The following is a 22,927-nucleotide window of genomic DNA, read 5'->3' as shown; positions in this document are numbered from 1 at the left end:
TCATGCGGCTGGCTCCTGGCGAACGAAGACGGTTTCGACATATTCACGCGATAAGCCCGCAGGGGGATTGAATCGTACGTAGCGTCAGATTGTAGAGTGCCCCCTAGGGAGCACCAATGTTCGGTCGCTTCAGAAGTTCCTGTGCTAAAGCGGAGCAGGCCGGTTGCTTGCGATGAGAGCTTTTCTGCCAAAGCGGCTGAGGATCGCGCTCACTGCGAAGAACGCTGTTTCTGTCCTGTTCACGCAGATCGCCGGCCCGTATGAAGACAAGATCGCCCACATGTAAGAAGGCCCGATCCAGCCTTGCAGGCTTCGATATACGTTTGCGGGCACTGAGTGCCCAACCCGCCGCTGCGAGATTGATGCGCTATCCCGGAGCGGACATGTGAGAGGACCCGATGGATCCAATAGGGTCTTGCTCGTCGATCACTGTGAGGGCCAATGCCGGGCCATTGTTGGCTTCAGGAATGGCGATCCTGGAACCGCATATATGTGCGGCGAACCTGTTGTGATGGGACCTCGCCAAAAGCTGTCATCATGGTGCGCTTATCACCATTCCCGAATGCACGTCACGCCATGGTCGGGCGGACGCAGCGTCGTTGAAGGAAAGCAGACTAGATGACCAACAGTAATCCGAGACGAGCGCGCGCAATTGCTAGGCATGGGCAGCGGTCGTCGCGGGAGCAAGAGAGCTGCCGATAGATCCGCGAGCTGGATCTGCGCGACGTGCAGGCCTGACGATTGCCCCAGGGCCGAACGCCGATCCAGGCAATGAGGCCCATCAAGACCTGATGAACGAGTATTAAGAAGCTTATGTGAGCGCCTTGGATCAGAAATGAAGTGGAAGTTTATACCCGCGAGGGACTGAAGATTGATCTCGGCACCTTGATTGAGGGCAACACCGCGTTCGAAGCCGATAAGCCGGCGATCCATTTCGAGGGCGCGCCTCTAAAGCTTACGCTTCTTTCGGCGCATGCGAGCGGGTGGCACGTGGTTTAAAGGCCCGGGTCAACCTCTCCACGAGCAGCTCATCCGAATTCTTTCTGCCGAGGGGCTGCAAATCAAATGTGATAATTGAGGTAGAACGCAGTTGATCCGTCAGCTCAGGCTGCTGTCCGCAGAATGCTTGCTCAAGAACCGGGACTTTGCCGCGGGCATCGATAAGAGAAGGGGCGCTCGGGACCAGCAAACCGCCAGTTTCAATGGCAGCGGCACGTGCTCAAGGCGAGCTTATTCACGCACATGCGGGCTTTGCCTAGTCATACTACGGCTGGCCCAAAGACATGCTTGCGAGCGCGGAAAACACCCCCGCGCCGAATGGTCGCCGAACCGAGCACTGACCTTCTGAGCCAGATCGTCCGCGCGCTAAACGCACGATTGTTGTTGATTCCGTGGCCACTCGCGAGCAATGAACCGCCAGATGCTTTTCGCTACTGAATTCGTCATTCGGTGGCGCAGGGCACACTGATCGTCGCGATAAACCCCTTGAGGTCCCATATAGCACTGGCCTCATTCATGCAGCGTTTTTCTGTGAACTCAAACAGCACAGAGTCAATATGCGCGCCTTCACTTTTGCTTGCCAGATCACCAACTTGATTGTCCAGCAATGGATCGATGATGATAAGTACTGCGCGACAAGAGAACGAATTTTCAATGCTTTGTTTGCCCGGCTTGCTCGCGGTTGCACTGGATGAACAGCAGACTGGAAAACTCTTAGGTAAGGACACGAAATGAGGGACACTCGCTGGCTCAACGCGCGAGTTGACCACGCAGGGACTGTGGAACGCTTCTCGGCCAAACGGGTCTGCTTACCTCCTATCCGCGCCGCAATTTCATTAGTTGCACCCGCGCAATAGAGAAACGCCTGACGAAGGCCGAACGAAATCTTCTGGGCTACAAACTTTCGTATAGTCCTTCAAAACCCTTTCGATGTGGAAGGTTACCTCCGTACAGTTGAGCAATTGATGCAATGCCTATACAGAGTCCAGAACTCGGCAGTTCGAGAGCGCGACGCTTCCGCATTCGAAGAGGCCAGACGCGATTGACGTCGTCGATCGGGGACCGACATTAGCCTGCGCAGAGCAACGATTTGTCAAACCAAGAGAGCAAACGGCGGGTCGCTCTAATCACCGGCGTGACTGGACAGGACGGCGCCTATCTCGCCGAACATCTGCTGTCGCTCGGCTATATCGTGCACGGCATCAAGCGGCGCTCGTCTTCGTTCAACACTGCGCGGGTCGACCATCTCTACCAGGACCCGCATCTCGGGGACGTGCCGTTCCTGATGCACTACGGCGACATGACGGACTCGACCAATCTGATCCGCCTGGTGCAGCAGATCCGGCCGACCGAGATCTACAATCTCGCAGCCCAGAGCCACGTCGCCGTCAGTTTCGAGAGCCCCGAATACACCGCCAATGCCGATGGGATCGGCGTACTGCGGCTGCTCGAGGCGATCCGGATCCTCGGCATGGAGAAGGAGACCCGGTTCTACCAGGCCTCGACCTCCGAGCTCTATGGCCTCGTCCAGGAGATCCCGCAGAAGGAGACCACGCCGTTCTATCCGCGCTCGCCTTACGGCGTGGCGAAGCTCTACGGCTACTGGATCACGGTGAATTACCGCGAGGCCTACGGCATGTTCGCGAGCAACGGCATCCTGTTCAACCATGAGAGCCCGATCCGCGGCGAGACCTTCGTCACCCGCAAGATCACGCGCGGCGTCGCGCGTATCGAGGTCGGGCTCGAACAGACGCTCTATCTCGGCAATCTCTCGGCCAAGCGCGACTGGGGCCATGCCAGGGATTATGTCGAGGGCATGCATCTGATCCTCCAGGCGGACAAGGCCGACGATTTCGTGCTGGCGACTGGTGAGACGCGCTCGGTGCGCGAGATGGTCGAGCTGTCGTTTGCGCAAGTCGGCCGCCGCATCGAATGGCGCGGCGCCGGCCTCGACGAGACGGGCGTCGATGCCAAGAGCGGCAAATCCGTGGTGCGGATCGATCCGAGCTACTTCCGTCCGACCGAGGTCGATCTCCTCGTCGGCGACGCCAGCAAGGCGCAACAGGTGCTCGGCTGGAAGCCGAAGCGCAGCTTTGTCCAGCTCGTCGAGGAGATGATGGCAAGCGATCTGGCGGAAGCAAAACGGGAGGTGGCCCATGGCAAACGCACCGTTTGAGCTGAAGGGCAAGAGCATCTACGTCGCAGGTCATCGCGGCATGGTCGGCAGCGCGCTGATGCGCCGGCTCGCGCGGGAGGACGTGCAACTCGTCACGGTCGACCGGCGCGAGGTCGATCTCTGCAACCAGGCCGCCGTGTTCGACTGGTTCGCGAAAACGCGGCCGCAAGTGATCTTCCTCGCCGCCGCAAAAGTCGGCGGCATCGTCGCCAACGACACGCTGCGTGCCGAGTTCATCTACGACAACATCGCGATTGCCGCGAATGTGATCCAGGCCGCGCATCAAAACGGCGCCGAGAAGCTGATGTTTTTGGGCTCGTCCTGCATCTATCCGAAGCTGGCCCCACAGCCGCTGCGCGAGGATTCGGTGCTATCAGGCCCGCTCGAGCGGACCAACGAGCCCTACGCGATCGCCAAGATCGCCGGCATCAAGATGGCGGAAGCCTATCGCAGCCAGTACGGTAGCGACTTCATCAGCGTGATGCCGACTAATCTCTATGGCCCCGGCGACAATTATCATCCCGAACTGAGCCATGTCGTTGCCGCGCTGATCCGCCGCTTCCACGAGGCGAAGGTCGCGGGCGCAAGGAGCGTCGCCGTGTGGGGCACCGGCACGCCGCGGCGCGAGTTCCTCTATGTCGACGACATGGCGGATGCCTGCGTGCACCTGATGAAGAGCTATTCGAGCGCGGACCTTGTCAATATCGGCACCGGCGAGGACATCACCATCGCCGAGTTCGCGCGGGTCGTGGCTGAGGTCGTCGGTTACGGCGGCGAGATCACTTTCGACACGTCGCGCCCCGATGGCACGCCGCGCAAGCTGCTCGACGTCAGCCGTCTCGCCAGGCTCGGCTGGCGCGCGAGGACAAGGCTTGTAGATGGAATGCGGCAGACGTACCAAGCCTTCTTGGCGGTATCGGCTACATCGGACAAAACGTGAGCCTCATGCAGCTGCTAACTGCTGACGTCGCTCATTGTCCGATTGCCAGAAAGTTGCTTTAGGATCTTCCGGCGAATTCGACTGGGCTCCACGTGTTGCTTGGAGCTCGCGCACCTCCGGGTGCCGCGTGCCCGATGGAGGGCAGGCACGGCTAGATTGGCCGATAACTATAGCGAGCGAATTGGTCAGGCGCGCCTTGCGGGACGCTCTGTTTTGAACTTGAGGTAAACTGATTAGCATGTGCGGAATTGTCGGCATCTTGGGGCGCGGTCCGGTCGCGGATCGTCTCATCGATTCACTGAAGCGACTGGAATATCGCGGCTACGACTCAGCGGGCATCGGAACGCTCAAAGGAAACCAAATCGAGCTTCGACGCGCCGAGGGCAAGCTGAGGAACCTTGAGACACGCGTTCGGTGCCATCCGCTCTCAGGCCATGTCGGGATTGGGCACACGCGCTGGGCTACTCATGGCAAGCCGACGGAGCACAATGCTCATCCGCATGCAACGGACAATGTTGCAGTCGTCCATAACGGCATAATCGAGAATTTCCGCGAGCTGCGAGCGGAGCTAAAACAGCATGGCGCCTGTTTCGCCTCTGAAACAGACACCGAGGTGGTGACGCATCTCATCGACTTTTATCTGAAAGATGGCTGCTCGCCGCAGGAGGCAGTAAAAGCGTCCCTGCCGCGGCTAGTCGGCGCGTTTGCGCTTGCAATCCTGTTCAAGGGTCAACACGACCTCATGATCGGTGCGCGCAAGGGCTCACCACTCGCGATCGGGCATGGCGAAGGCGAAATGTATCTCGGATCGGATGCTATCGCGCTCGCGCCCCTTACCGGCTTGATCACCTACCTTGAGGACGGCGATTGGGCTGTGCTCAACCGCAACTTCAGCGTGGTCTACGACGCACAAGGCACGGTTGTCCGCCGGCAGGTGGTGAAATCTGGCGCGTCCTCGGTTGTCGTCGACAAAGCAAACTACCGCCACTTCATGGCGAAGGAAATCCACGAACAGCCAGGGGTGATCGGGCAGACGCTGGCGCATTACGTCGATATCGCCACCGAAAGGGTAGCACTGCCGCAGGAGCTTCCGTTCGACTTCAACGAGATCGGACACATCTCGATCACGGCTTGCGGCACGGCAGGCTACGCCGGCCATATCGGCAAATACTGGTTCGAGCGGCTGGCTCGTATTCCGGTTGAGCTCGATGTCGCCTCCGAATTTCGCTATCGTGAGGCGCCGATGCGCAAGGGAGATCTTGCTATCTTCATCTCGCAGTCTGGCGAGACGGCCGATACGCTGGCCGCGCTCCGCTATGCCAAATCGCAAGGCCTGCATACCGTCTCGATCGTAAATGTACTGAGTTCGACCATTGCGCGCGAAAGCGGGACAGTGTTGCAGACACTCGCCGGACCTGAAATCGGCGTTGCCTCGACCAAGGCGTTCACATGCCAGCTCGTCGTCCTGGCGGCGCTTGCGGTCGCTGCTGGCAAGGCGCGCGGTGAATTGCCGGAGAGCGACGAGGTCGATCTCGTGCGAGTGCTGATCGAAATTCCGCGGCTCGTTACAGCGGCGCTTGCCAGCGAGCCGCAGATCGAGAAGATCGCACGCGACATCGCCAAATCGCGTGACGTGCTATATCTTGGCCGCGGCACGTCGTTTCCACTGGCCTTGGAGGGGGCACTGAAGCTAAAGGAGATCTCCTATATTCACGCCGAGGGTTATGCGGCCGGAGAGCTCAAGCACGGCCCGATCGCCTTGATCGACGAGAACGTTCCCGTAATCGTCATTGCTCCCTGCGACCGGGTGTTCGAAAAGACCATCTCGAACATGCAGGAGGTTGCCGCACGCGGCGGCAAGATTATTTTGATAACGGACGCTCGGGGAGCCGCAGAGGTATCCATGGATTCACTCGCGACGATTGTGCTGCCGGAGATGGGTACGACGTTTACGTCGATTGTCTATGCGATCCCGGTGCAGCTTCTGGCCTACCACACGGCCATCCTGATGGGCACGGACGTCGACCAACCCCGAAATCTCGCGAAATCGGTAACCGTCGAATAAGGCAGGGTGATGCGGCCTGGAAGTGTCGTGGTCAGATTCTGAATGCGCACAAGTCTCGGTCAGATCGAATTACGATGTGCCGCCCGGCTCCTGGCCCGATGCCACAGCATGGTTTGTGCCGGTTCATAGCGCTTGCTTACGGAGGCCGAGACTCATGTGCAAAATCTACGGCCAATCAGGGTACGAGGCTGGTGTGGCGTTGCCTCCGGCAAGCAAGGAGTCGCGTATGACTTATCACGGCATTCCGATTGCTTGGACCTGGTCATAATTCGTGACGAACGTTAGGTTTTTCGTACGGCGTGGAAGCCAAATGAACCTGTTCGATTGATCCAAACGAATGCTCGGTTATCGCTGAGGAGGCCCGCTACGTTCTTCCCCCTCAACACGGGTTTTGGAGCGCATTAGGACCGCAGCGCCCCTCGAAGTACGAGGCGCGCCTCGCTTCGAAGGACAACGTGGCACTTGCCGAGCATGGCGATCGGCGCTATCGGACGGGCTCGATCGCCAGCACGCTCACCAAACGTTTTCCGTCAAACCTCAGGTTAACTTGAGCAACTCGAGGCCAAATCGCTGGACGTCGGGGTGAGATGCTAACGCACCTCGGCCCCAATCGCAGGCTCGCGAGCTGTTCTAGCACGACATCTCACGGAGCTCTTCCCTGCCGCTCGAATGCCTTGCATCTCGTCCTTCCTTTTCATTCTTCCTTTTCATTGCATGTCGGTGCGCTCAATGAGCGAATTCGGCCAGGCCACAGACAACAACCTTGTCACCGAGAATTGCCCGAGGTTTCAGTAGCTTGAGAGTCACTCCTGCCGTGCGAGCGGAATAACGCCCGAAAAACTGTGCGAGTTTGCGGCAATTGCCGAAAATATGCCGGAAACGTCAGGCGCTTACGGGTTGGTCGATAGTGCCCTGATGGCAGATTCGCGGCCATGAAACTGCACTGGGCTGGCGTGAGATTTTCTCCGGAACCGGCCATTTCAAACCGAGAGGAAACTCGCCATGTCACCAGCGTCCATCGCGCATGCGTCAAATGCCAAATCGCGCATTGGCGCCATCTTACGTGCGACGAGCGGCAACTTCCTCGAGCAGTTCGACTTCTTCTTGTTCGGGTTCTACGCCAGTGCCATCGGAAACGCGTTCTTTCCATCAGGAAGCGAAACCGCTTCACTGCTTAACACCTTCGGTGTGTTCTGGTTGGGGGCCTTGATGCGACCGGTTGGCGCGATTGTGCTTGGAGCCTATATTGACCAGATTGGCCGTCGGCAAGGCCTGATCATCACGCTTTCGATCATGGCTGTTGGCACCGTCATCATCGCCTTTTGTCCCGGCTATGCAACAATCGGCATTGCCGCACCCGCGATCGTGCTGTTCGGACGGCTGTTGCAGGGCTTTTCTGCCGGCGTTGAGGTTGGCGGCGTTTCCGTCTACCTCTCCGAGATTGCCACTCCGGGCAACCGCGGCTTTTACACATCGTTTCAGTCCTCGAGCCAGCAGGTTGCGATCTTTGTCGCGGCTCTTATCGGGTATTTTTTGAGCGAAGCACTTCCGGCCGAAATGGTTGCGGCCTGGGGCTGGCGGATCCCATTCTTCCTGGGCTGCTTGATCGTTCCGCTTATCTTCTTCCTGCGCCGGACGCTGGAGGAAACTCCGGAGTTTCTGGTCATGAAGACCCACCCAACGGCCCGCGAGGTCTTTGCCTCCACAGTTGCGAACTGGCGCATTGTCATTCTCGGCATGATGATCGCGATGCTGACGACCACGACCTTCTATTTCGTCACAGTGTACACGCCTACCTTCGGCAAGCACGTATTGCAGCTGTCCTCGCAGAACACGCTCTTGGTGACGCTTTTGGTCGCCGTGACGAACTTCATCTGGAACCCAATTGGCGGCGCGATTTCTGACAGAATCGGTCGGAAGCCGGTCTTGCTGACCATTGCCGGCCTTGCCTTGGTGACTGTATATCCGGCGTTGTCTTGGCTTGTGACCGCCCCAAGCTTTGGCAAGATGCTGGTAGTGGAGATGATGTTCTCGTTCTACTTTGGCACCTACAGCGGCGCCATGTTGGGCGCTTTGGTCGAAATCGTGCCGAAGCACGTTCGCACAACCTGCTTTTCTTTGGCCTTCGCACTCGCCGCAGCTCTCTTTGGCACCTTTACGCCGCTCGCATCGACTTGGCTGATCGATCGAACCGACGACAAGGCTTCGCCGGGTTTCTGGTTGATGTTTGCAGCTTTGCTCGGCATTATCGCCGCGCTTACGATTTATCCAGGAAACACCAAGAGAGTTGCGAAGCTGTCGCGACCCGAGCGGTCTAACCGGGCCGTAAGCGCGCAATTTACCACGCATTAGCAGCGCGCCCACGGGGGGGACCTTCACGTCCAAGACTGAACTGAACGGGGTGCGCGGCGGTCCTTGCGGTGATCTCGCGGTGCTCCACGTGCCACTCTGCGGGTCACGGTTCTTCCTATGCGAGTCGAGCAGTATCGGGACGAGCCGTGGCTGATGTTGACCGGAATGGCTGAGCACTATCGCCACGCGCGATTCGTTCTGTGGTCGGCGGCGCGATGATAATGCTCGCACTTTGCGGTTACGTGAAACACGGCAGAGCTCGCGCGAGGGAGATACATCCCTCGCGCGAGCTTCACGTGCGCTGCCAAGCAAACTTAACGGGCACGTCTTGAGGTTGCATGAATTCCCCAGTGGACCGGTGTATCGCAGCTCGCCAAACCTCAGCGAGCGGTCGAAAAGCCTTCAATCGTGCCTAGTGGACCGACCGACGGGTCAATGCATGACTACGATCCGGGCCATCTCTGGCTCCGCTCGATCAGCCGCGACTTCACGCACCGCTAGTTTGCGCGGATGAGGTACCGCGCGCAAGCTGTGCGAGCTCCGTCTCGAGCGTAGGGTTGCGCTTGAACATGGCGTCGATCAACGCTTGCGCCGGCTGCTCGGCCGCTTCCACCCACGTCGCCTTCTCCGCTCGTGCGGAGGGCGCGAAGACACGCTTGACGACGGTCGGCGACCCCCTCAGACCGCATTTGGCCATGTCATCCACGCCGGCAGTTTGAGCGCTCCATTTTACGATTGAGGCACGGGCCGCACGCAAGGCATCGATCATTGCACCGCGGCGAATTTGATTGCTTGCCTCTAACATGCTGATGAGACAAGGAAGCTTGGAACGCAGCACCTGGACTCCTCCTTCGCAGCGCCGTTCCGCATCGATCGTGCGTGCTTTGAAGTCCAACGCTTTGATTGTCGAAACATAAGTAAGCTGCTGGACCCCGAGCCTCTTCGCAATGCCAGGTCCCACCTGCGCGGTATCGCCGTCGATGGTCTGCTTGCCGGTGAATATGAGGTCTGGTGGGCCATATTCCTTCCCGATATTGCGAATCGCGCACGCCAGCGCGTAACTCGTCGCCAGCGTATCGGAGCCCGCGAAACTACGATCAGTGAGCAGGACAGCACGATCGGCACCAAATGTCAGCGCCTTTCGGAGAGATTCTTCAGCCGACGGCGGGCCCATTGTGAGAACAGTGATTTCGCCGCCGAACTTGTCTCGTAGCTCGAGCGCAGCTTCCAGTGCGAACAGATCATATGGGTTGATGATTGTCGGCACGCCCTGACGCATGATCGTATTCGTGACAGGATGCACGCGGATTTGTGCGGAGTCGGGGACCTGTTTGATGCAGACAATGCTGTGCATATGCTTCTCCTAAGATGTTGAGCAGGCTCCCCACGAATAGCAACTGTCATACCACCCCAGGCATTTCGCCTATGAGAGACGAATGCAACGGCTGCCGACTGACGGTGAGACCGTTGGGGACTGCGACGGGCTGCGTAAAGCGGACGTGATCTCTCTGATCTGAGCTGCGCCATAAACGGCGCGGCCGCGATCTTGCGCTAGTTCGACACCTAATCACTTCTCATAGGGCGAATACATTGCAAGCGGACGATGACCAGCACCGGCTGACGCGAAGAGGGCTTACACTTCCGGGCATGGCCACCCCCAAGCAGAGCACATCGGTTTCGTATCCGCTTCATGGACCAGAGTACCGCCTCTTGCACGTTCTCCTACCGCGCCCGGGCGAGCGAGAGAGACGCGAGCCCGACTTTTTAATCAGAAACGCTTGATCTCGATACCGTGCCTTCTCAAGGCATAGCCAATCTGGCGCGGCGTCAGTCCAAGCAAGCGCGCCGCCTTGGCCTGTACCCACCCGGACCTTTCCATCGCCGCGACTACACGCTCGCGATCTGTGACCTTGGCGGCACCTATGCTAGGTCGGCCGGGTGGCTCTAGCGGCGTCAGTTCGCTACCGACCGGCTGATCGTGTGCCACAGGATGTGTCGGCGGCATGCTCAGCCTTGTGGGAAGTGAGATTATCGGGCTCGGCTGTCGCGCCACTTGCTCCGGCCCGCACTTCCATAGCGTGGCCGACAGGCATTGCCCGTGCCAGCAGGCAAAATCGTCTCTTCCGATCGATGATCCGTGCGCCAGCGTCGCGGTCCGCTGCACACAGTTCTCCAGCTCGCGGACATTACCGGGAAATCCGCAATTCATAAGAACGTCAACCGCACTTGAATCGAAGACCAGAGCACGGCCGTTCTCATTGTTGAAGTTCTTCAAGAATCGAGTGGCGAGAAGCGGAATATCAGTGCGTCTATCGCGCAGCGGCGGCAGTAGCAGAGGAACCACGCTGATGCGATAATAGAGATCGGCACGAAACTCCTTCCTTGCCACCGCCTCTTCAAGATTCTTATTCGTGGCTGCAATCACGCGGACGTCGACTTTGATCGTCTGATTGCCGCCCACCCGCTCGAACTCCTGCTCCTGAAGTACGCGCAGGAGTTTCGCCTGGAACGAGGCCGAGATCTCGCCAATCTCATCCAGAAACAACGTTCCCTTGTCGGCGAGTTCAAAGCGCCCCTTCCGCGCGTTGAATGCGCCCGTAAACGCCCCCTTCTCGTGACCGAACAATTCGGATTCCAGCACTGTCTCGGTGAGGGCTGCGCAATTCAGCTTGATAAAGGGGCGTTTGGCGCGCGCTGAACGCTCGTGAATAGCCTTCGCGACCAGCTCTTTGCCGGTACCCGATTCGCCACGCAACAGAACGGTGCTATTCGATTTTGCGATCAGCTCGATCTTCTCAAGCATCGCGCGCAGCGCCGGGCTGTCGCCGATAATTCCATCGACTTGGACCTTCTTACGCTCCCACCCATGAGGCTTGAGTTCGGACAGCTGCTTCTGCGGCCGGAACTCCTCGTCCGTAGGCCGCCCGCGATCGCGCGCAAAAACGCAATGCAGCTTCGCCGTCTGGCCCACAAGGCTTGCGACCATCGTCAGCACGCGGAGGTCGTCCTCGAGCTGCGCATGCGTCCCGTTGTCTGCGATGCGGTCGATGCTCAGCGTACCCACAACCTTCTCGTCAATCTCTATGGGAACGCCGATGAACGCAACACACGTATTACCGGCGGCGTCCAGCATCTCGACGTCCGAAGAACTGAAGATCGGCTGCAGCGCTACGTTCTCGACGATGAGCGGCCGCCCCGTCGCCACAATTTGATCAATTGCTCCTTGCGGCAAGCGCCCCCCGCAACGCGCGTCGCGCCCTGCGCTCCGGCCCTCGTCTACGATGATCTGGGGCACCCCGTCATGTTCGAACAGACATACGATGCCGCGCCGCATCTGCACGAGCGATGGCAGACGCTCGATGACGCTCGCTAGCTTGGCTTCGAGCCGGCATAGGCCGGTGAGCGTGTGCGCTATTTCAAAGATCGTGCTTAGCGATTTCTCTTGCGACGGCAGAATAGAAGCGGAAGGGCCCGCAGAAGCGGAAGGGCCCGCGTCGGAGGTTGAGTTTGGTCTTTCGCGCAGGGAAACGCTGTCCAGCATAATGACTTCTCCGTTCCTTTCTTGATCCTCCCCATCACCTCGATCGGACTTGTTGGACTCGTGTTGCATGCCTGCCTCGATCTGACATCCGGTTCTCAGGGCGGGGCGAGAGATGACGCCTCTTCATGGCACGCCGGCAGCACTTACAGTGCTAGATTTGCCGCTTTATTCTTTCCAACTCGCTGCGCGGATTCGCCCCGGCCAACATGGCTTCCACCGATGAAACTCAGTTAGCCGGGTTCAGGGACGAATTCACTCACAAGTGTTGCCCGCCATTGATCGGCACTTCGGCGCCAGTGACATAACTCGCCGCATCTGAACATAGGAAGAAAATGACCTTGGCGACCTCTTCGGGTGTACCCACCCGGCGTAGTGGGATCTTTGGCACAAGATACGCTTCCGTGTCAGGCGACAAAATGTCCGTCTTGATTTCGCCGGGCGCGATTGCATTGACGCGAATGCCATGTGAGGCGTAATCGTGCGCCATTTCGCGCGTGAGACAAGCGAGCGCAGCTTTCGACGTGGCATATGCCGTTCCTGCAAATGGATGCACCCGCGCTCCGGCGATCGAAGTCACATTGACGATCGAGCCTGAAGCCGCTTTTAGCTCATCGAACAGACCCTGAGCGAGCAGGATCGGCGCCACCAGATTGAGGTGGAACACGCTCATCCAGGTATCGACTGAGGTCGCCAGCGACGTAAGCCGGGCACCGTTTGGCGTTTTTGGTGAGTTTCCGGCATTGTTTATCAGTCCCTGCAGCGGTGCGCCGGCAAGGCGCTCCTTTATCTGGGCAATCACGCGCGGTAACGTCCGATGATCGCTCAGGTCGACTTCGATATAGCTATCCCCCTCTGAGTCCCATGGGCAGCGCACCGCCTCGAATGGTTGGCGCGCGCAAGAAATGATGCGCCAACCGGCTTCCGAAAACAATCTTCCCGTGGCGCGACCGATACCGCGCGATGCCCCGGTCAATACCAGCGTTTTCCGCTCACGCAGCGGACGGCCCCCTCCATCGGCGTGAATTGGACCGCGAGCGTCCGTTTCCGACGATTGAGCTGTGACCGCATTGTCATCTGGTAGACCTAGATTCACACGCGACTCCCCTCCGCTCCCCTCGCCTGTGCACCTGGTGCAGGATCCGGGCCAGAGCGATGCAGGGCACAGGTGGCGCGCTTGTAGGACGCAAATGGCAGGTTCCGAACATCTGGCCTGTTTGCTTTTCGACACCAACCACGCAGCAATGGCTGTCGTCGAGCTCCCGGTGCTGCCCACTGCGTGCGCTAAGGCTTCGAGCCGAGAGGCTGGTGTTTCCATCGCGAGCTGACTGCGTCGTCCTCCATGAGTGGTCTGTGGGTCATGCGGGCTGGACGAGATAGGTAAGCTGCCTTTGGCGGAGATCAGGATTTAATGGCCAGTTCGTCCAAGTTGCTCTCGGCCATGGTACGCGCGGCCGCACATGCGGCTCTTGAGCAATATCGACGGGCCGCCGGCCCCGCGGTTCATCCACCTCCGTCCGAAAGGACTCTGCGAGCGGCGCATGAACAAGGCCGTCGTCCAGATAACGAGCTGACCGTAAAAGGGTTGCCAAGCAAAGGCGATCCATCTACCGGACGCGCCTCCTTGCTGCTGGGACATTCTGACGTGACTGTCTGTTACGTCAGATTTCCTCGGCGACCCGAACCGCCATTGCCGTGCTTTTCACCGTCTGGCCAGCGGTGGCGGATTTGGCCGGTGGATGACAGAACCATAACCTTTCCGCGCGACTCGACTTACACAGGAGGGCCCGAAGCATTGCGGGGCAAGGCCGCCGGTGCCCGCGGGCATTGGCCTTACGCTTCGCAGGTGTTCGCCCTCCCACCGCACCGCATCCGTGGTGGTGCGCCGGTCAGCCGTCGCTTGCGGGACGGAAGTAGCCATCCACCGATCCTGCGAGACGTTGCGAAACGCGATGGTGTCGAAGCCAGCAGTATCAGACCGATGATCTAGCCCGCCATTGCTCAGGCTCACATTCTGGCGCTTCATGAAGCCGCGAAATGCTCGTATGGGTTATCGATCATGGTCAAGTGCTCCGGCTTGCTCTGGTCGAATTCAATAATCCGTGGCACGAGCAGACGGGCATAGCGCGTGAAGGCGCTGGTGGGGGGAAAGCGGATCACTGTAGCGCATCGCGCAAGAAGATACATGTCGATGAGAGCGGAAGCTCCACCTTCAATTCCCATTTCCGCACTATGCAACGGCCCTGCCCGATCGGCCTGGAAACGTTTTGGTACGGCGAAGACATCGGGAAACAGATCCGATAGTCGATCGAGCACCTGTGCACTGTCCGTGCACAGGAAGACCTTTACAGGCTTTGGATATGGCAAAGCCTTGGCTCTACGGATTGCCATGCAGACCTGACGAAGGGCGAGCTCCGAATCGGCCCAGTACGGCGCATGCTCCATGATATCTTCGCCATTGCCGTGCCGAACATGAACGCCAATAATGCTATGGCCGCTAAAGTGTTCCTCATACAAGGCGTCGACCCGCGCTTGAATCTCGGACCTGAGCTTGATGTTCCGAAAGATCAGTCGTTCGGCTTCCTCGCCACAACGCCACATCAGGCAGGCGTCACAGACAATGGTGTTGGCTTCGTTATCTTCTCTTGCCTGGAACAGCTCGGTCAGTTCGTCACGTTCTTTGAAGATCTGCTCATCCGGACGATGGATGCAGTCGATCGACGGCCTATTCCACCACCGCGGGAAGAACGGTCCGGGAAACGAGAGCTGGTTGATCCGGTCATCGCAAATCACCGGCACCCCAGCGATGTCCTCAAGCGGCTCGAAGAACACCGGAAAGGCGTTGCTGAACGGTTGGTCGATGTAGCAGGAACCGCGCCAGTCAACGACGAGCGTCCGCCCGGTCCGCTGCGCGTACGACCAGGCTGAGGCCAGCGACCAGAGGCAGTCACCAAAGCCGGTACGCCTGCGCGAAATAACAAAGCGTTCCTTCGTCAAGTTATAAACCCTTCTCGTTGCGCAAGATTAGTTTTGTGTGGCGCACCTACTCCTGCGATTCCGATCCACGCCAAATGGACGGCTGGTCACCTGGACGCAAGGCGATCAACCCGCAAGCCCTCCTCCACGGCACCGCGATTGGCAGGTCATGCAAGAGCGTCCAAGGAGCCCTCTTCCGCATTGCCCACCTTTTACGACCGCGCAGTCTGTGACGGATGCAGCCGAATACGGCGCAGATCCCAGAGCCCGCGCAGTTCGTTCACGAGCGCTTCTCGCCTAGTCCTGTCAGAGGTGACCCTGGCGAGAAGATCGGCAAGAACAGCTTCCTTTTCAATTTGCATCAGCATGTCGAACAGGTCATGCGAGACGCGCACGCTGTCCTGGCTGGAGTGACCCATGCGGATCTCGCAGACTGTCTCCTGGCGTTCTCGGCCCGCATGAGCGCGAACCCGGTAAAGAGATACATGGGGCGGCAGTGATACGGTGAGTGCAGTCCAGCTTTCGAGCGTTGTTGCCCGCTTCTTGACGAGGAATGACCCGACTACAAGACCATCCAGCTCGGTCGATAAAAACGCCGTAATCGCATCGGCAACGGAATCTACGATCGGTTCGGCATTGTTGTTGAAGGACGTATTAAGCAGAATCGGGACGCCTGTCCGGCTCTTGAACGCATTGATGAGTTCCCAATAGGCGGCATTGTTCGTGCGGGAAACCGTCTGCAGCCGAGCCGTACCATCGATATGCGTGATCGCGCCTAGCAAAGCACGCTTGGATTCGTGCACGCGAACGACGAAATTCATGAAGGGATATTCTGCGCGACCATGCGGCAACTCAAAGAACGCGCCCGCATCCTCCTCCAGAACCGATGGCGCAAATGGTCGATAACTCTCGCGCTTCTTGACCATCGCATTGATCCGGTCCTTGTTCGCCGCGGGTCTCGGGTCTGCAAGAATACTGCGGTTGCCGAGCGCGCGAGGGCCGAACTCCGATCGGCCCTGTACCCAGCCGATCACGGCGCCATCAGCCATCCACTCGGCTGCTCTGGTTGCGACGTCAGCGGTCCGTTCAATCTCCAGGTGTGCAGCCCATCCCTTCAGTTCCTGTTCGATGCTGTCGTCGCTGCCGACATCTGGCCCCCAATAAACCGCCTGTAGTCGCTCGCGGGGCGCAGGCTGCCCGGCCTCGTTCGACACCATCAGTGCCGCGCCCAATGCGCATCCGGCGTCATGCGCAGCCGGCTGCACGAAGATGTCTTCGAACAGGCCTGAATACAGGAGTTTTCCGTTCAGCGTGCAGTTGTGAGCCACCCCGCCAGCCAGGCACAACCGTTTCATTCCAGTCGACTCACGGTAATGCCGAAGAATGTGAAACACGATCCGCTCCAGCGCCTCCTGCAACGATGCGCTCACATCTCGATGCTGTTGCGTGAACGGCATTCCCTTTCGCCGGACCTCAATATTGCGCAGCAATGCCGGACCGATACGGTCGAGGTGAACGCGGTAGCCACCGTTTGCGGAGAGCTCATAGAATTGGGAAAAGAGCTCGCGATAGCGTGCGGGATCTCCGTAAGGAGCCAGCCCCATAACCTTATACTCGTCGAACAGGCCGTAGCCGAGATATCGGATCGTCTCCAGATAGAACAGTCCGAGAGAGTTATTCTCTGGAAAGGTCATAAGCTCGGTCATTTCGGTGCCCGACCCGACCGCCAACAGACCCGACAGGAAGTCGCCACAACCGTCGATCGCGAGGACCAGGCTTTCTTCAAAACCCGACATCGCCAGAGCGCTCACGGCGTGGGCCTGATGGTGGCCTACGAATGACACCCGCGAAGGATCAACTTGGGTACCGAACTCCGTGGCTAGAAGGTGCCGTAACAGCAGATTGGCATCTAGCGGAATTGAGATTTCCGGTTGTGAGATGAACAACCGTTCGAGCATCGCATTGCAATAGGCTTCAGTAGCGTAGAACGCAATACGATCGACGTCGCGAAGCTCCACACCCGCGGCTGCAAGACAGTATTCAATCGCACTGCTCGGGAGCTTGTTTGAATGTTTGATCCGGTTGAGGCGCTCCTCTTCCACGGCAGCGAGCACGCGCCCGTCCTTGACAAGTACTGCGGCGCCGTCGTGCAGAAACGTGTTCGGTAGTCCAAGGGGGTTTTCATAGACCCTGTCGAGGCCGCCACTCAATCCTAGACACAGCATCTTGTTCTCCGTTAATCCTGAGAGGCCTGTCGGCCTATTTCGTATCGCTTGCTTTGGGAGTAGGCCGCACGTCGTCGCGGGGCCGATCAGGCGTCGCTAGCGTGACAAGACTCACATAAGCGTCGCACGCGATCGGAAGTTCGTTACGCCCGATATCTCATCTCGCACGCGCGATGCTTCGCTTTAGGTCTTGTTCCTCTCACCGCATCAGGCGCTGCCGAAGCAGCATGGCCGAGACGAGGAAGGGAAATGCTGCGTAGATGCAAAGTGCGCCCACATGCAATCCGACGCTGTCGACCGGCCGACCGAGCATTGCCGGACGAATGAGATCGACCGAATGAGTCAGCGGCAATAAGGCCGCGATGCGTTGAAATGAACCGGGCAACTGGCTCATTGGGAAGATCGCCCCGCTCAAATACATCATGGGCGTGAGAATGAGCGACTGGTAGAAGATGAAATAGTCGTGGCTCGGTGCAAGTGCTGAAACGACCATTGCGAGGCTCGCGAAAGTCACGCCAGTGAGGGCGATGGCTGGTAACGCATAGGGGATGGATGACCACTCTGCGTAACCCAGCGCGACGGCGACAATCGTGATCGCGGTCCCGGCGAGCAAGGCCTTGCTCGCTGCCCACGCCACTTCGCCGAGAACAATGTCGCCGAGCGTAAGGGGCGTACAGAGCACTGCCTCCCACGTGCAATTTGTCTGCATGCGAGCGTAAGCCGCATAGATCGTTTCGAAGGTTGCGGAGACCATCGCGCTTGTGGCGACCATGCCAGCCGCCAGAAACGAGATGTATGAGGTCCCCTCAACACCACCTATGATCATTCCAAGGCCAAACCCGAGACCGAACAGAGAGCTCATCGGCTCGGCCAGATTCCCAAGAATCGATGCCAGAGCGACTTTCCGCCAAACCAAAAAATTGCGGCGCCATACCGCGATCCAGTTCCATGGATTAGCAGGGAGCGCCGGCGCAAAACGTTGCCACATCGTTCAGTCCTTTATCTCTCGCCCGGTTAGCCGCAAGAAGACATCCTCCAGATTTGGAGGACGCTGCAGAAAGCGGAGATCCGTGCGGTTGGCAAGCCGGAGGCGCACCTGCTCTGGATCCGTGACATAGCAGAAGAGCGTCTCCCCGCTCACCTCAGCGCGCTGCACTTGGGGTCTGACCAACGGCAGCAGTTCATGCGGATTACCGCCGTAAATCTCGATCACTTGGCAGCCGATCTGCTGCTCGATCAGCGCGTGGGGCTGACCTTCGGCGATCTTACGGCCGTGCTCAAGCACGCACAGGCGGTCGCACAATCGCTCCGCCTCTTCCATGAAGTGGGTGGTGAGAAGGATCGTTTTGCCGCGCGCTAATAGCGAGCGCAAGCGTTCCCAGATCAGGTGACGGCCGTGCGGATCAAGGCCGGTCGTCGGCTCATCAAGCACCAAGAGCTGCGGGTCGTTAATGAGGGCCCGTGCCAACGTCAGGCGTCGCCTCATGCCGCCGGACAGTTCGGCGACGCGGGCATCCGCCTTGTTCTCCAGGCGCGCGAATTCGAGCAGTGACGGCGTGACCGCTTTCACCTCAGCCGCGCTCATGGCGAAGTAGCGCCCGAAAACGAGCAAGTTTTCGCGCACCGTGAGCTGAAGATCAAGGTTATCGAACTGTGGGACAACCCCGATCCCCCGCCGCGCCAAGGGCGCCCGTGCCGGCACTGGCTCGCCGAGCACGCATATCTTACCTGCGTCGGGCGATGCAACACCCAGGATCAAACGCGCGAGCGTGCTTTTACCCGCGCCGTTTGGTCCCAGCAGACCGAAGCACTCTCCCGGCGAGACCATAAACGAAAGAGCGTCCACGACGACCCTGTCGTCGTAGAACTTGCTCACCTGGAAAAGGTCGACTGCCGCGGTTGACATTTGCTTACGCCATCGCGACGGACGTTATTCGCGCCGCTTCCTCGCTTGCGCGTTTTTTTGTCCAAAGCAGCCCGTCACACCATACGTGATCGACGCGTCCCCACTGGCACGCGGCGGCAGCATCCGGGAAAAAGCCGCGTCCATGCAGATTGGCGCTGGTATTGCAAAGCAGCGGAATGCCTGTGAGCTTCTCGTATTCGACGAGAAGCTCGGCCACTTTATGCTGAGAGGTTCTGGAAACGGTCTGTAGACGAGCAGATCCGTCGAGATGTACGACGGCGGGAATTTTGTCCCGCCATTCCGGTCGCGTCTGGTGATCGAACAGCATGTACGGATCGGGTATTCCAGGGCTAAAAATCTCCGCCGCACGATCCTCCAGGCATATCGGCGCTACCGGCCTGAAATGCTCGCGAAGTTTGATGTCGTTGAGATGATCTTTCATTCCTTCCCAGCTCGCAGCCGCGAGAATGCTTCTGCCACCCAAGGCTCGTGGTCCGAGCTCGGCACGCCCGGCAAGGAAGACCACTGGCTTGTCGCAAGCGAGGATTGCCGCAAGTTCGCCCATAGTGCAGGGCGCGCCCTCCCATTCGGGCGGGACTTCGCTGGGACGCACGGCCGGTCCACTGTAGACCGACCATTCCAGAGCTCTAAAGCCTTGCTGTGCCGCCAGCGCAGAGCAAGCAGCACCAATGGCTGAGCCGCTGTCGTTCGGAAAGGGCGGCACCCACACGACATCGAACAGGCCGGTCGCACGAAATGCACTATTCCACTTAATATTTAGGCCACAGCCGCCGGCTATGCAGAGGTTACGCGCCCCCGCAAGATCCGAATGCCGCTCCACAACATCAGCAATGGTGCGAACCAGCAGACGCTCTAGAAAAACGTGAAATGACGCAAGGACGTCTTCGGCTTGCTTTTCCTTCAATCGCATTGCGCACGCTTCGAAGAAGTCGTGCAGAGCTTCAAGCGGCGATTGTGAGCTGTTGATCTGTTCAAGCTCAGGACAAGCGCCCTCAGCATCCGTGGCAAAGTGCGCTTCATAAAGTTCATGAAACGTCTTAATACAGTCCTCGTCGGGCGACCCCAGCGCGATATAGGCCATCAGCTTGCCGGCAATACCGAGATCCCAGCTGGTCCGGTCTGCCCGCCTGTAAGGTCCAAAGTGATGTCCTGCCGTCGCATAGGCGTGACCTATCATCGGAAACAGGCACTCGATGAACCGGATGCCGTGGGGCTCGACATAGTAGAGGCGTGGGAACATGCAGCCGTCCCACACCAAGCAGAAAGCAGATTGTGCGGATTTGGCAAACGAGCTGACGCAGTATGCGGACGCTACGTGCCCGGTGACATGGGGATAGCTTTGGTAGGGATATAGCTTCCCATCAAGCATGAGACCGATCCGATCGCGCGACGTCAGGGGGCTATCGCCTTGCCGTTCGACATACGGCGCGCCCTTGAGCTTGATGGTCGTCGTCCCACTAAGGACTTCAAACTGCGACTCGAACTCTCCATCCCAGCCATCGATGACGAACTGATCAACATCGCTCGGGTCCAGCCCGTGCTCCGCCAAGGCGCTAACAACGGCATCCAGGTTGTCGATGGTTTGATAACGCGGATTGTTGTTTAGCTTCTCCTGTTCGACACAAAACACCACCCGGCCGTCCTCGATGAGAGCGACTGCCCCGTCATGCGTCAGCTTGATACCGCAGATACGCATAGTGGCTCCTTTCAAGCTCGGCCGTTAGGACGGATCGAAGATCGCTCCGGATTGCGAAAGCGGACCAACAAGCAGTCTTCGTCAGCCGACTGCCCCTGGCACTGCACGCGTTCGACCTCAATGAGCGCTTCAGTCAACATCGTGATGACTGTCTCGGCGCCAGCGACATGCCCCCATCGCCTGCAGGTGGCATCACGTGCAGATCCGAAGACCAGATGCCCACCTGGAGCAAGCATCTTCACCATCTTGTCGATTGCGGTACGCATCCGTGTCATGTCCTCGAGATAGTAGAGAACTTCGGCGACCACGATCAGATCGAACAGCTCTTCGGTCGAGAACTGCAGAATATCGGTCGCCGCCCAGCTGATATGCGACCACCTCTTGGTCCGCTGGACCGCTCGACCGATCGCTCGCGGCATAACATCGATGACCGTGAGCCGTTTGCAGTGAGGAGCAAGCTTCTCTGTGAATGCACCGGCCGCGCACCCGATCTCGAGACCGGTTGAGACGGCGCCGTTCGACAGCGATAGCCGTAGCAATTGGGTGTGACGCTCACGTTCGAACGGATTGTCGTCAAGCCGCCACGGGTCATCGTTAGTCAGCTCCCGTTGCAGCGATTGATATGTCTTGTCCACGCTCACCACTCAATCCTCAACAAAGCTGTCAGTCAGTCTCGGCCGCGATGCCATCAGTCGCGATCAGCTGCGAGGGAGCGCGCGAAAGACCTGCCGCGCGAATTGAGCCAGGCGTTTTCGATGCCGGGTTAAGGCTTGGTCCAGTTGTGGCGTCTTCGATCGAGGCCTTCGATTCGTCAACGTGTGATGATTTCGCTACTTTGCGCGAGAGCCAGTCGCTGTTGCTCAAGGTACAGAGCGCATAGGCTTTCATCGGGAGCAGGAGGAAGATGTTGATCGGGGTGTGCAGCGAGAAGCCAATAAATCGAAGCTGGCCGGCACGAAGGGCCGCCACGCTGCATCGAATCATGGTCATCGCGACAATGGTCAGACCGGTCCACCAGGGTACGGTGCCGATTAGTGCGAGCTGAGCGAGCGCGGCAATCGAAGAGATGGCGAGCAGCAGCGGCCCGAGGTTTTGTCCGAGCACGTCGAGCGTAAGGTACCGGTCCAGTCCGGGCAACAGGTGCAAACCCAGCAGCGTGTCGCGGTAAGTGCTCCGCGCCCAGCGGAGCTGTTGCCGCAGATACGGCAAGAGCCTGTCCGGGACCACCGTGGCGGCGATGGCGTCCGGAACGTACTCGGTTCGAAACCCTGCCTTGAGCATGAGGATCGTCAGATGGCGGTCCTCACCGAAGTCGCTCGGCTTTCCCCGGAAGAACTGCGTCTCGTACTGGTCCAGCAGCGACAGCAGCGCGGAGCGGCGGTACATGGCACACGGCCCGCAGCAGCACATGACGGCACCAAAGCGCGTCTGCGCCGCGCGCTCCTCGTTGCAAGCCAACCAGTACTCCATGTCGATCAATCGGGTCAGCCAGCTTGCCTCCCGGTTGCTGGCCGTCAATTGCCCCATGGCCGCGCCGACGGCTGGATCCTGCATCTTGCGTACGAGCTTGCTGACCACGTCGCTGGCGATTTCCGTGTCGGAATCGACATTGAGCACGAGATCGCCGAACGACCGGCGTATCGCTGCGATCTGCGCCTTACGCTTTCCAACGTTGCTCGGCAGCAGAATGACGTTGAACCTCGGGTCATATGCGTAGCTCGCATGGACCGGGGCCACTGCAGCGACATTTGCAGAGCCGTCATCGACCACATAGACCTGCAATCGCCCTGGGTAGTCCTGGCTTGCGAGAGACTTCAGGCAGGCCGCCAGCGTGAGCGGGTCCTCGTTGAAGCAGGGCACGATGACGTCCACGCTGGGCAGAGCACCGGTGTCGACCGGGTCGTACGGCGGCAGTGAGGCGTCGGTTCGCAGCGCATAAAGCGCCTGCGCGCTCTTATGGACGCTGGAGAGCAACGCGTAGGAGGCAACAGCAACGGTGCTGATGGTGGCAAGCAGGCTCATGGGAATTGATC

Annotated in this window: 16 protein-coding genes; 5 read left to right on the top strand and 11 right to left on the bottom strand. The window is 59.0% G+C overall.

What is annotated here, in order from left to right; all coding sequences use genetic code 11:
* Window positions 1–840 precede the first annotated feature (840 nt).
* Window positions 841–999, top strand: coding sequence for a hypothetical protein (locus tag IVB12_RS23240; RefSeq protein ID WP_247302419.1), 159 nt, complete (start codon window positions 841–843; stop codon window positions 997–999).
* 443 nt (window positions 1,000–1,442) lie between these two features.
* Here the strand turns inward: IVB12_RS23240 and IVB12_RS23235 are convergent, their stop codons facing one another.
* Entirely contained in the window at window positions 1,443–1,727 is a 285-nt protein-coding gene (locus tag IVB12_RS23235; RefSeq protein ID WP_247302417.1) for a hypothetical protein, read from the bottom strand.
* 362 nt (window positions 1,728–2,089) lie between these two features.
* On the opposite strand from IVB12_RS23235, the gene gmd reads away from it, so the two are divergent.
* The 4 genes from gmd (at window position 2,090) to IVB12_RS23215 (ending at window position 8,532) form a co-directional block, all read left to right on the top strand.
* Complete coding sequence (gmd, locus tag IVB12_RS23230; protein WP_247302415.1) at window positions 2,090–3,175, top strand: GDP-mannose 4,6-dehydratase; 1,086 nt, start codon at window positions 2,090–2,092, stop codon at window positions 3,173–3,175.
* Window positions 3,156–4,115: a GDP-L-fucose synthase gene (locus IVB12_RS23225; RefSeq protein ID WP_276578160.1), complete on the top strand. Its 960-nt coding sequence runs from the start codon at window positions 3,156–3,158 to the stop codon at window positions 4,113–4,115. The genes gmd and IVB12_RS23225 overlap by 20 nt, the downstream gene beginning before the upstream one ends.
* 238 nt (window positions 4,116–4,353) lie before the next feature.
* Window positions 4,354–6,180 (top strand): glutamine--fructose-6-phosphate transaminase (isomerizing), encoded by a 1,827-nt coding sequence (gene glmS, locus IVB12_RS23220; RefSeq protein ID WP_247302412.1) that lies wholly within the window; start codon window positions 4,354–4,356, stop codon window positions 6,178–6,180.
* A 1,002-nt stretch (window positions 6,181–7,182) separates the two neighbouring features.
* On the top strand, window positions 7,183–8,532 hold the full coding sequence (locus IVB12_RS23215; RefSeq protein WP_247302410.1) for an MFS transporter: 1,350 nt from the start codon (window positions 7,183–7,185) through the stop codon (window positions 8,530–8,532).
* A 487-nt stretch (window positions 8,533–9,019) separates the two neighbouring features.
* Here the strand turns inward: IVB12_RS23215 and IVB12_RS23210 are convergent, their stop codons facing one another.
* From IVB12_RS23210 to nodC, 10 genes are all read right to left on the bottom strand, one after another.
* The gene (locus IVB12_RS23210; protein WP_247302408.1) at window positions 9,020–9,886 is read right to left on the bottom strand and encodes an electron transfer flavoprotein subunit beta/FixA family protein; all 867 of its coding nucleotides are present in this window, start codon (window positions 9,884–9,886) and stop codon (window positions 9,020–9,022) included.
* A gap of 414 nt (window positions 9,887–10,300) precedes the next feature.
* On the bottom strand, window positions 10,301–12,073 hold the full coding sequence (gene nifA, locus IVB12_RS23205; RefSeq protein ID WP_247302406.1) for a nif-specific transcriptional activator NifA: 1,773 nt from the start codon (window positions 12,071–12,073) through the stop codon (window positions 10,301–10,303).
* A gap of 256 nt (window positions 12,074–12,329) precedes the next feature.
* Entirely contained in the window at window positions 12,330–13,097 is a 768-nt protein-coding gene (locus IVB12_RS23200) for an SDR family oxidoreductase (RefSeq protein ID WP_247281339.1), read from the bottom strand.
* Window positions 13,098–14,092: 995 nt separating this feature from the next.
* Entirely contained in the window at window positions 14,093–15,067 is a 975-nt protein-coding gene (locus IVB12_RS23195; protein ID WP_247302404.1) for a nodulation protein NodZ, read from the bottom strand.
* A gap of 191 nt (window positions 15,068–15,258) precedes the next feature.
* On the bottom strand, window positions 15,259–17,271 hold the full coding sequence (locus IVB12_RS23190) for a carbamoyltransferase (protein WP_247302403.1): 2,013 nt from the start codon (window positions 17,269–17,271) through the stop codon (window positions 15,259–15,261).
* 199 nt (window positions 17,272–17,470) lie between these two features.
* Complete coding sequence (locus IVB12_RS23185; protein WP_247302401.1) at window positions 17,471–18,259, bottom strand: ABC transporter permease; 789 nt, start codon at window positions 18,257–18,259, stop codon at window positions 17,471–17,473.
* Between the two features lie 3 nt (window positions 18,260–18,262).
* Window positions 18,263–19,177: a nodulation factor ABC transporter ATP-binding protein NodI gene (gene nodI, locus IVB12_RS23180; RefSeq protein ID WP_247281314.1), complete on the bottom strand. Its 915-nt coding sequence runs from the start codon at window positions 19,175–19,177 to the stop codon at window positions 18,263–18,265.
* Window positions 19,178–19,181: 4 nt separating this feature from the next.
* The gene (gene nodU, locus IVB12_RS23175; protein ID WP_247302398.1) at window positions 19,182–20,894 is read right to left on the bottom strand and encodes a nodulation protein NodU; all 1,713 of its coding nucleotides are present in this window, start codon (window positions 20,892–20,894) and stop codon (window positions 19,182–19,184) included.
* 11 nt (window positions 20,895–20,905) lie between these two features.
* Complete coding sequence (nodS, locus tag IVB12_RS23170) at window positions 20,906–21,535, bottom strand: nodulation methyltransferase NodS (protein ID WP_247302390.1); 630 nt, start codon at window positions 21,533–21,535, stop codon at window positions 20,906–20,908.
* A 22-nt stretch (window positions 21,536–21,557) separates the two neighbouring features.
* Window positions 21,558–22,916 (bottom strand): chitooligosaccharide synthase NodC, encoded by a 1,359-nt coding sequence (gene nodC, locus IVB12_RS23165; protein WP_247302388.1) that lies wholly within the window; start codon window positions 22,914–22,916, stop codon window positions 21,558–21,560.
* Window positions 22,917–22,927: the final 11 nt, after the last annotated feature.

Source organism: Bradyrhizobium sp. 179, assembly GCF_023073535.1.
Taxonomy (GTDB): Bacteria; Pseudomonadota; Alphaproteobacteria; order Rhizobiales; family Xanthobacteraceae; genus Bradyrhizobium.
This window is presented reverse-complemented; position numbering and strand designations above follow the sequence as displayed.

What these genes read in the sequence shown, in the direction of transcription:
- IVB12_RS23225 (WP_276578160.1), top strand. Translation starts at nt 3,156, where the DNA reads ATGGCAAACGCACCGTTTGAGCTGAAGGGCAAGAGCATCTACGTCGCA.
- glmS (WP_247302412.1), top strand. Translation starts at nt 4,354, where the DNA reads ATGTGCGGAATTGTCGGCATCTTGGGGCGCGGTCCGGTCGCGGATCGT.
- IVB12_RS23215 (WP_247302410.1), top strand. Translation starts at nt 7,183, where the DNA reads ATGTCACCAGCGTCCATCGCGCATGCGTCAAATGCCAAATCGCGCATT.
- IVB12_RS23210 (WP_247302408.1), bottom strand. Translation starts at nt 9,886, where the DNA reads ATGCACAGCATTGTCTGCATCAAACAGGTCCCCGACTCCGCACAAATC.
- nifA (WP_247302406.1), bottom strand. Translation starts at nt 12,073, where the DNA reads ATGCTGGACAGCGTTTCCCTGCGCGAAAGACCAAACTCAACCTCCGAC.
- IVB12_RS23190 (WP_247302403.1), bottom strand. Translation starts at nt 17,271, where the DNA reads ATGCTGTGTCTAGGATTGAGTGGCGGCCTCGACAGGGTCTATGAAAAC.
- IVB12_RS23185 (WP_247302401.1), bottom strand. Translation starts at nt 18,259, where the DNA reads ATGTGGCAACGTTTTGCGCCGGCGCTCCCTGCTAATCCATGGAACTGG.
- nodI (WP_247281314.1), bottom strand. Translation starts at nt 19,177, where the DNA reads ATGTCAACCGCGGCAGTCGACCTTTTCCAGGTGAGCAAGTTCTACGAC.
- nodU (WP_247302398.1), bottom strand. Translation starts at nt 20,894, where the DNA reads ATGCGTATCTGCGGTATCAAGCTGACGCATGACGGGGCAGTCGCTCTC.
- nodC (WP_247302388.1), bottom strand. Translation starts at nt 22,916, where the DNA reads ATGAGCCTGCTTGCCACCATCAGCACCGTTGCTGTTGCCTCCTACGCG.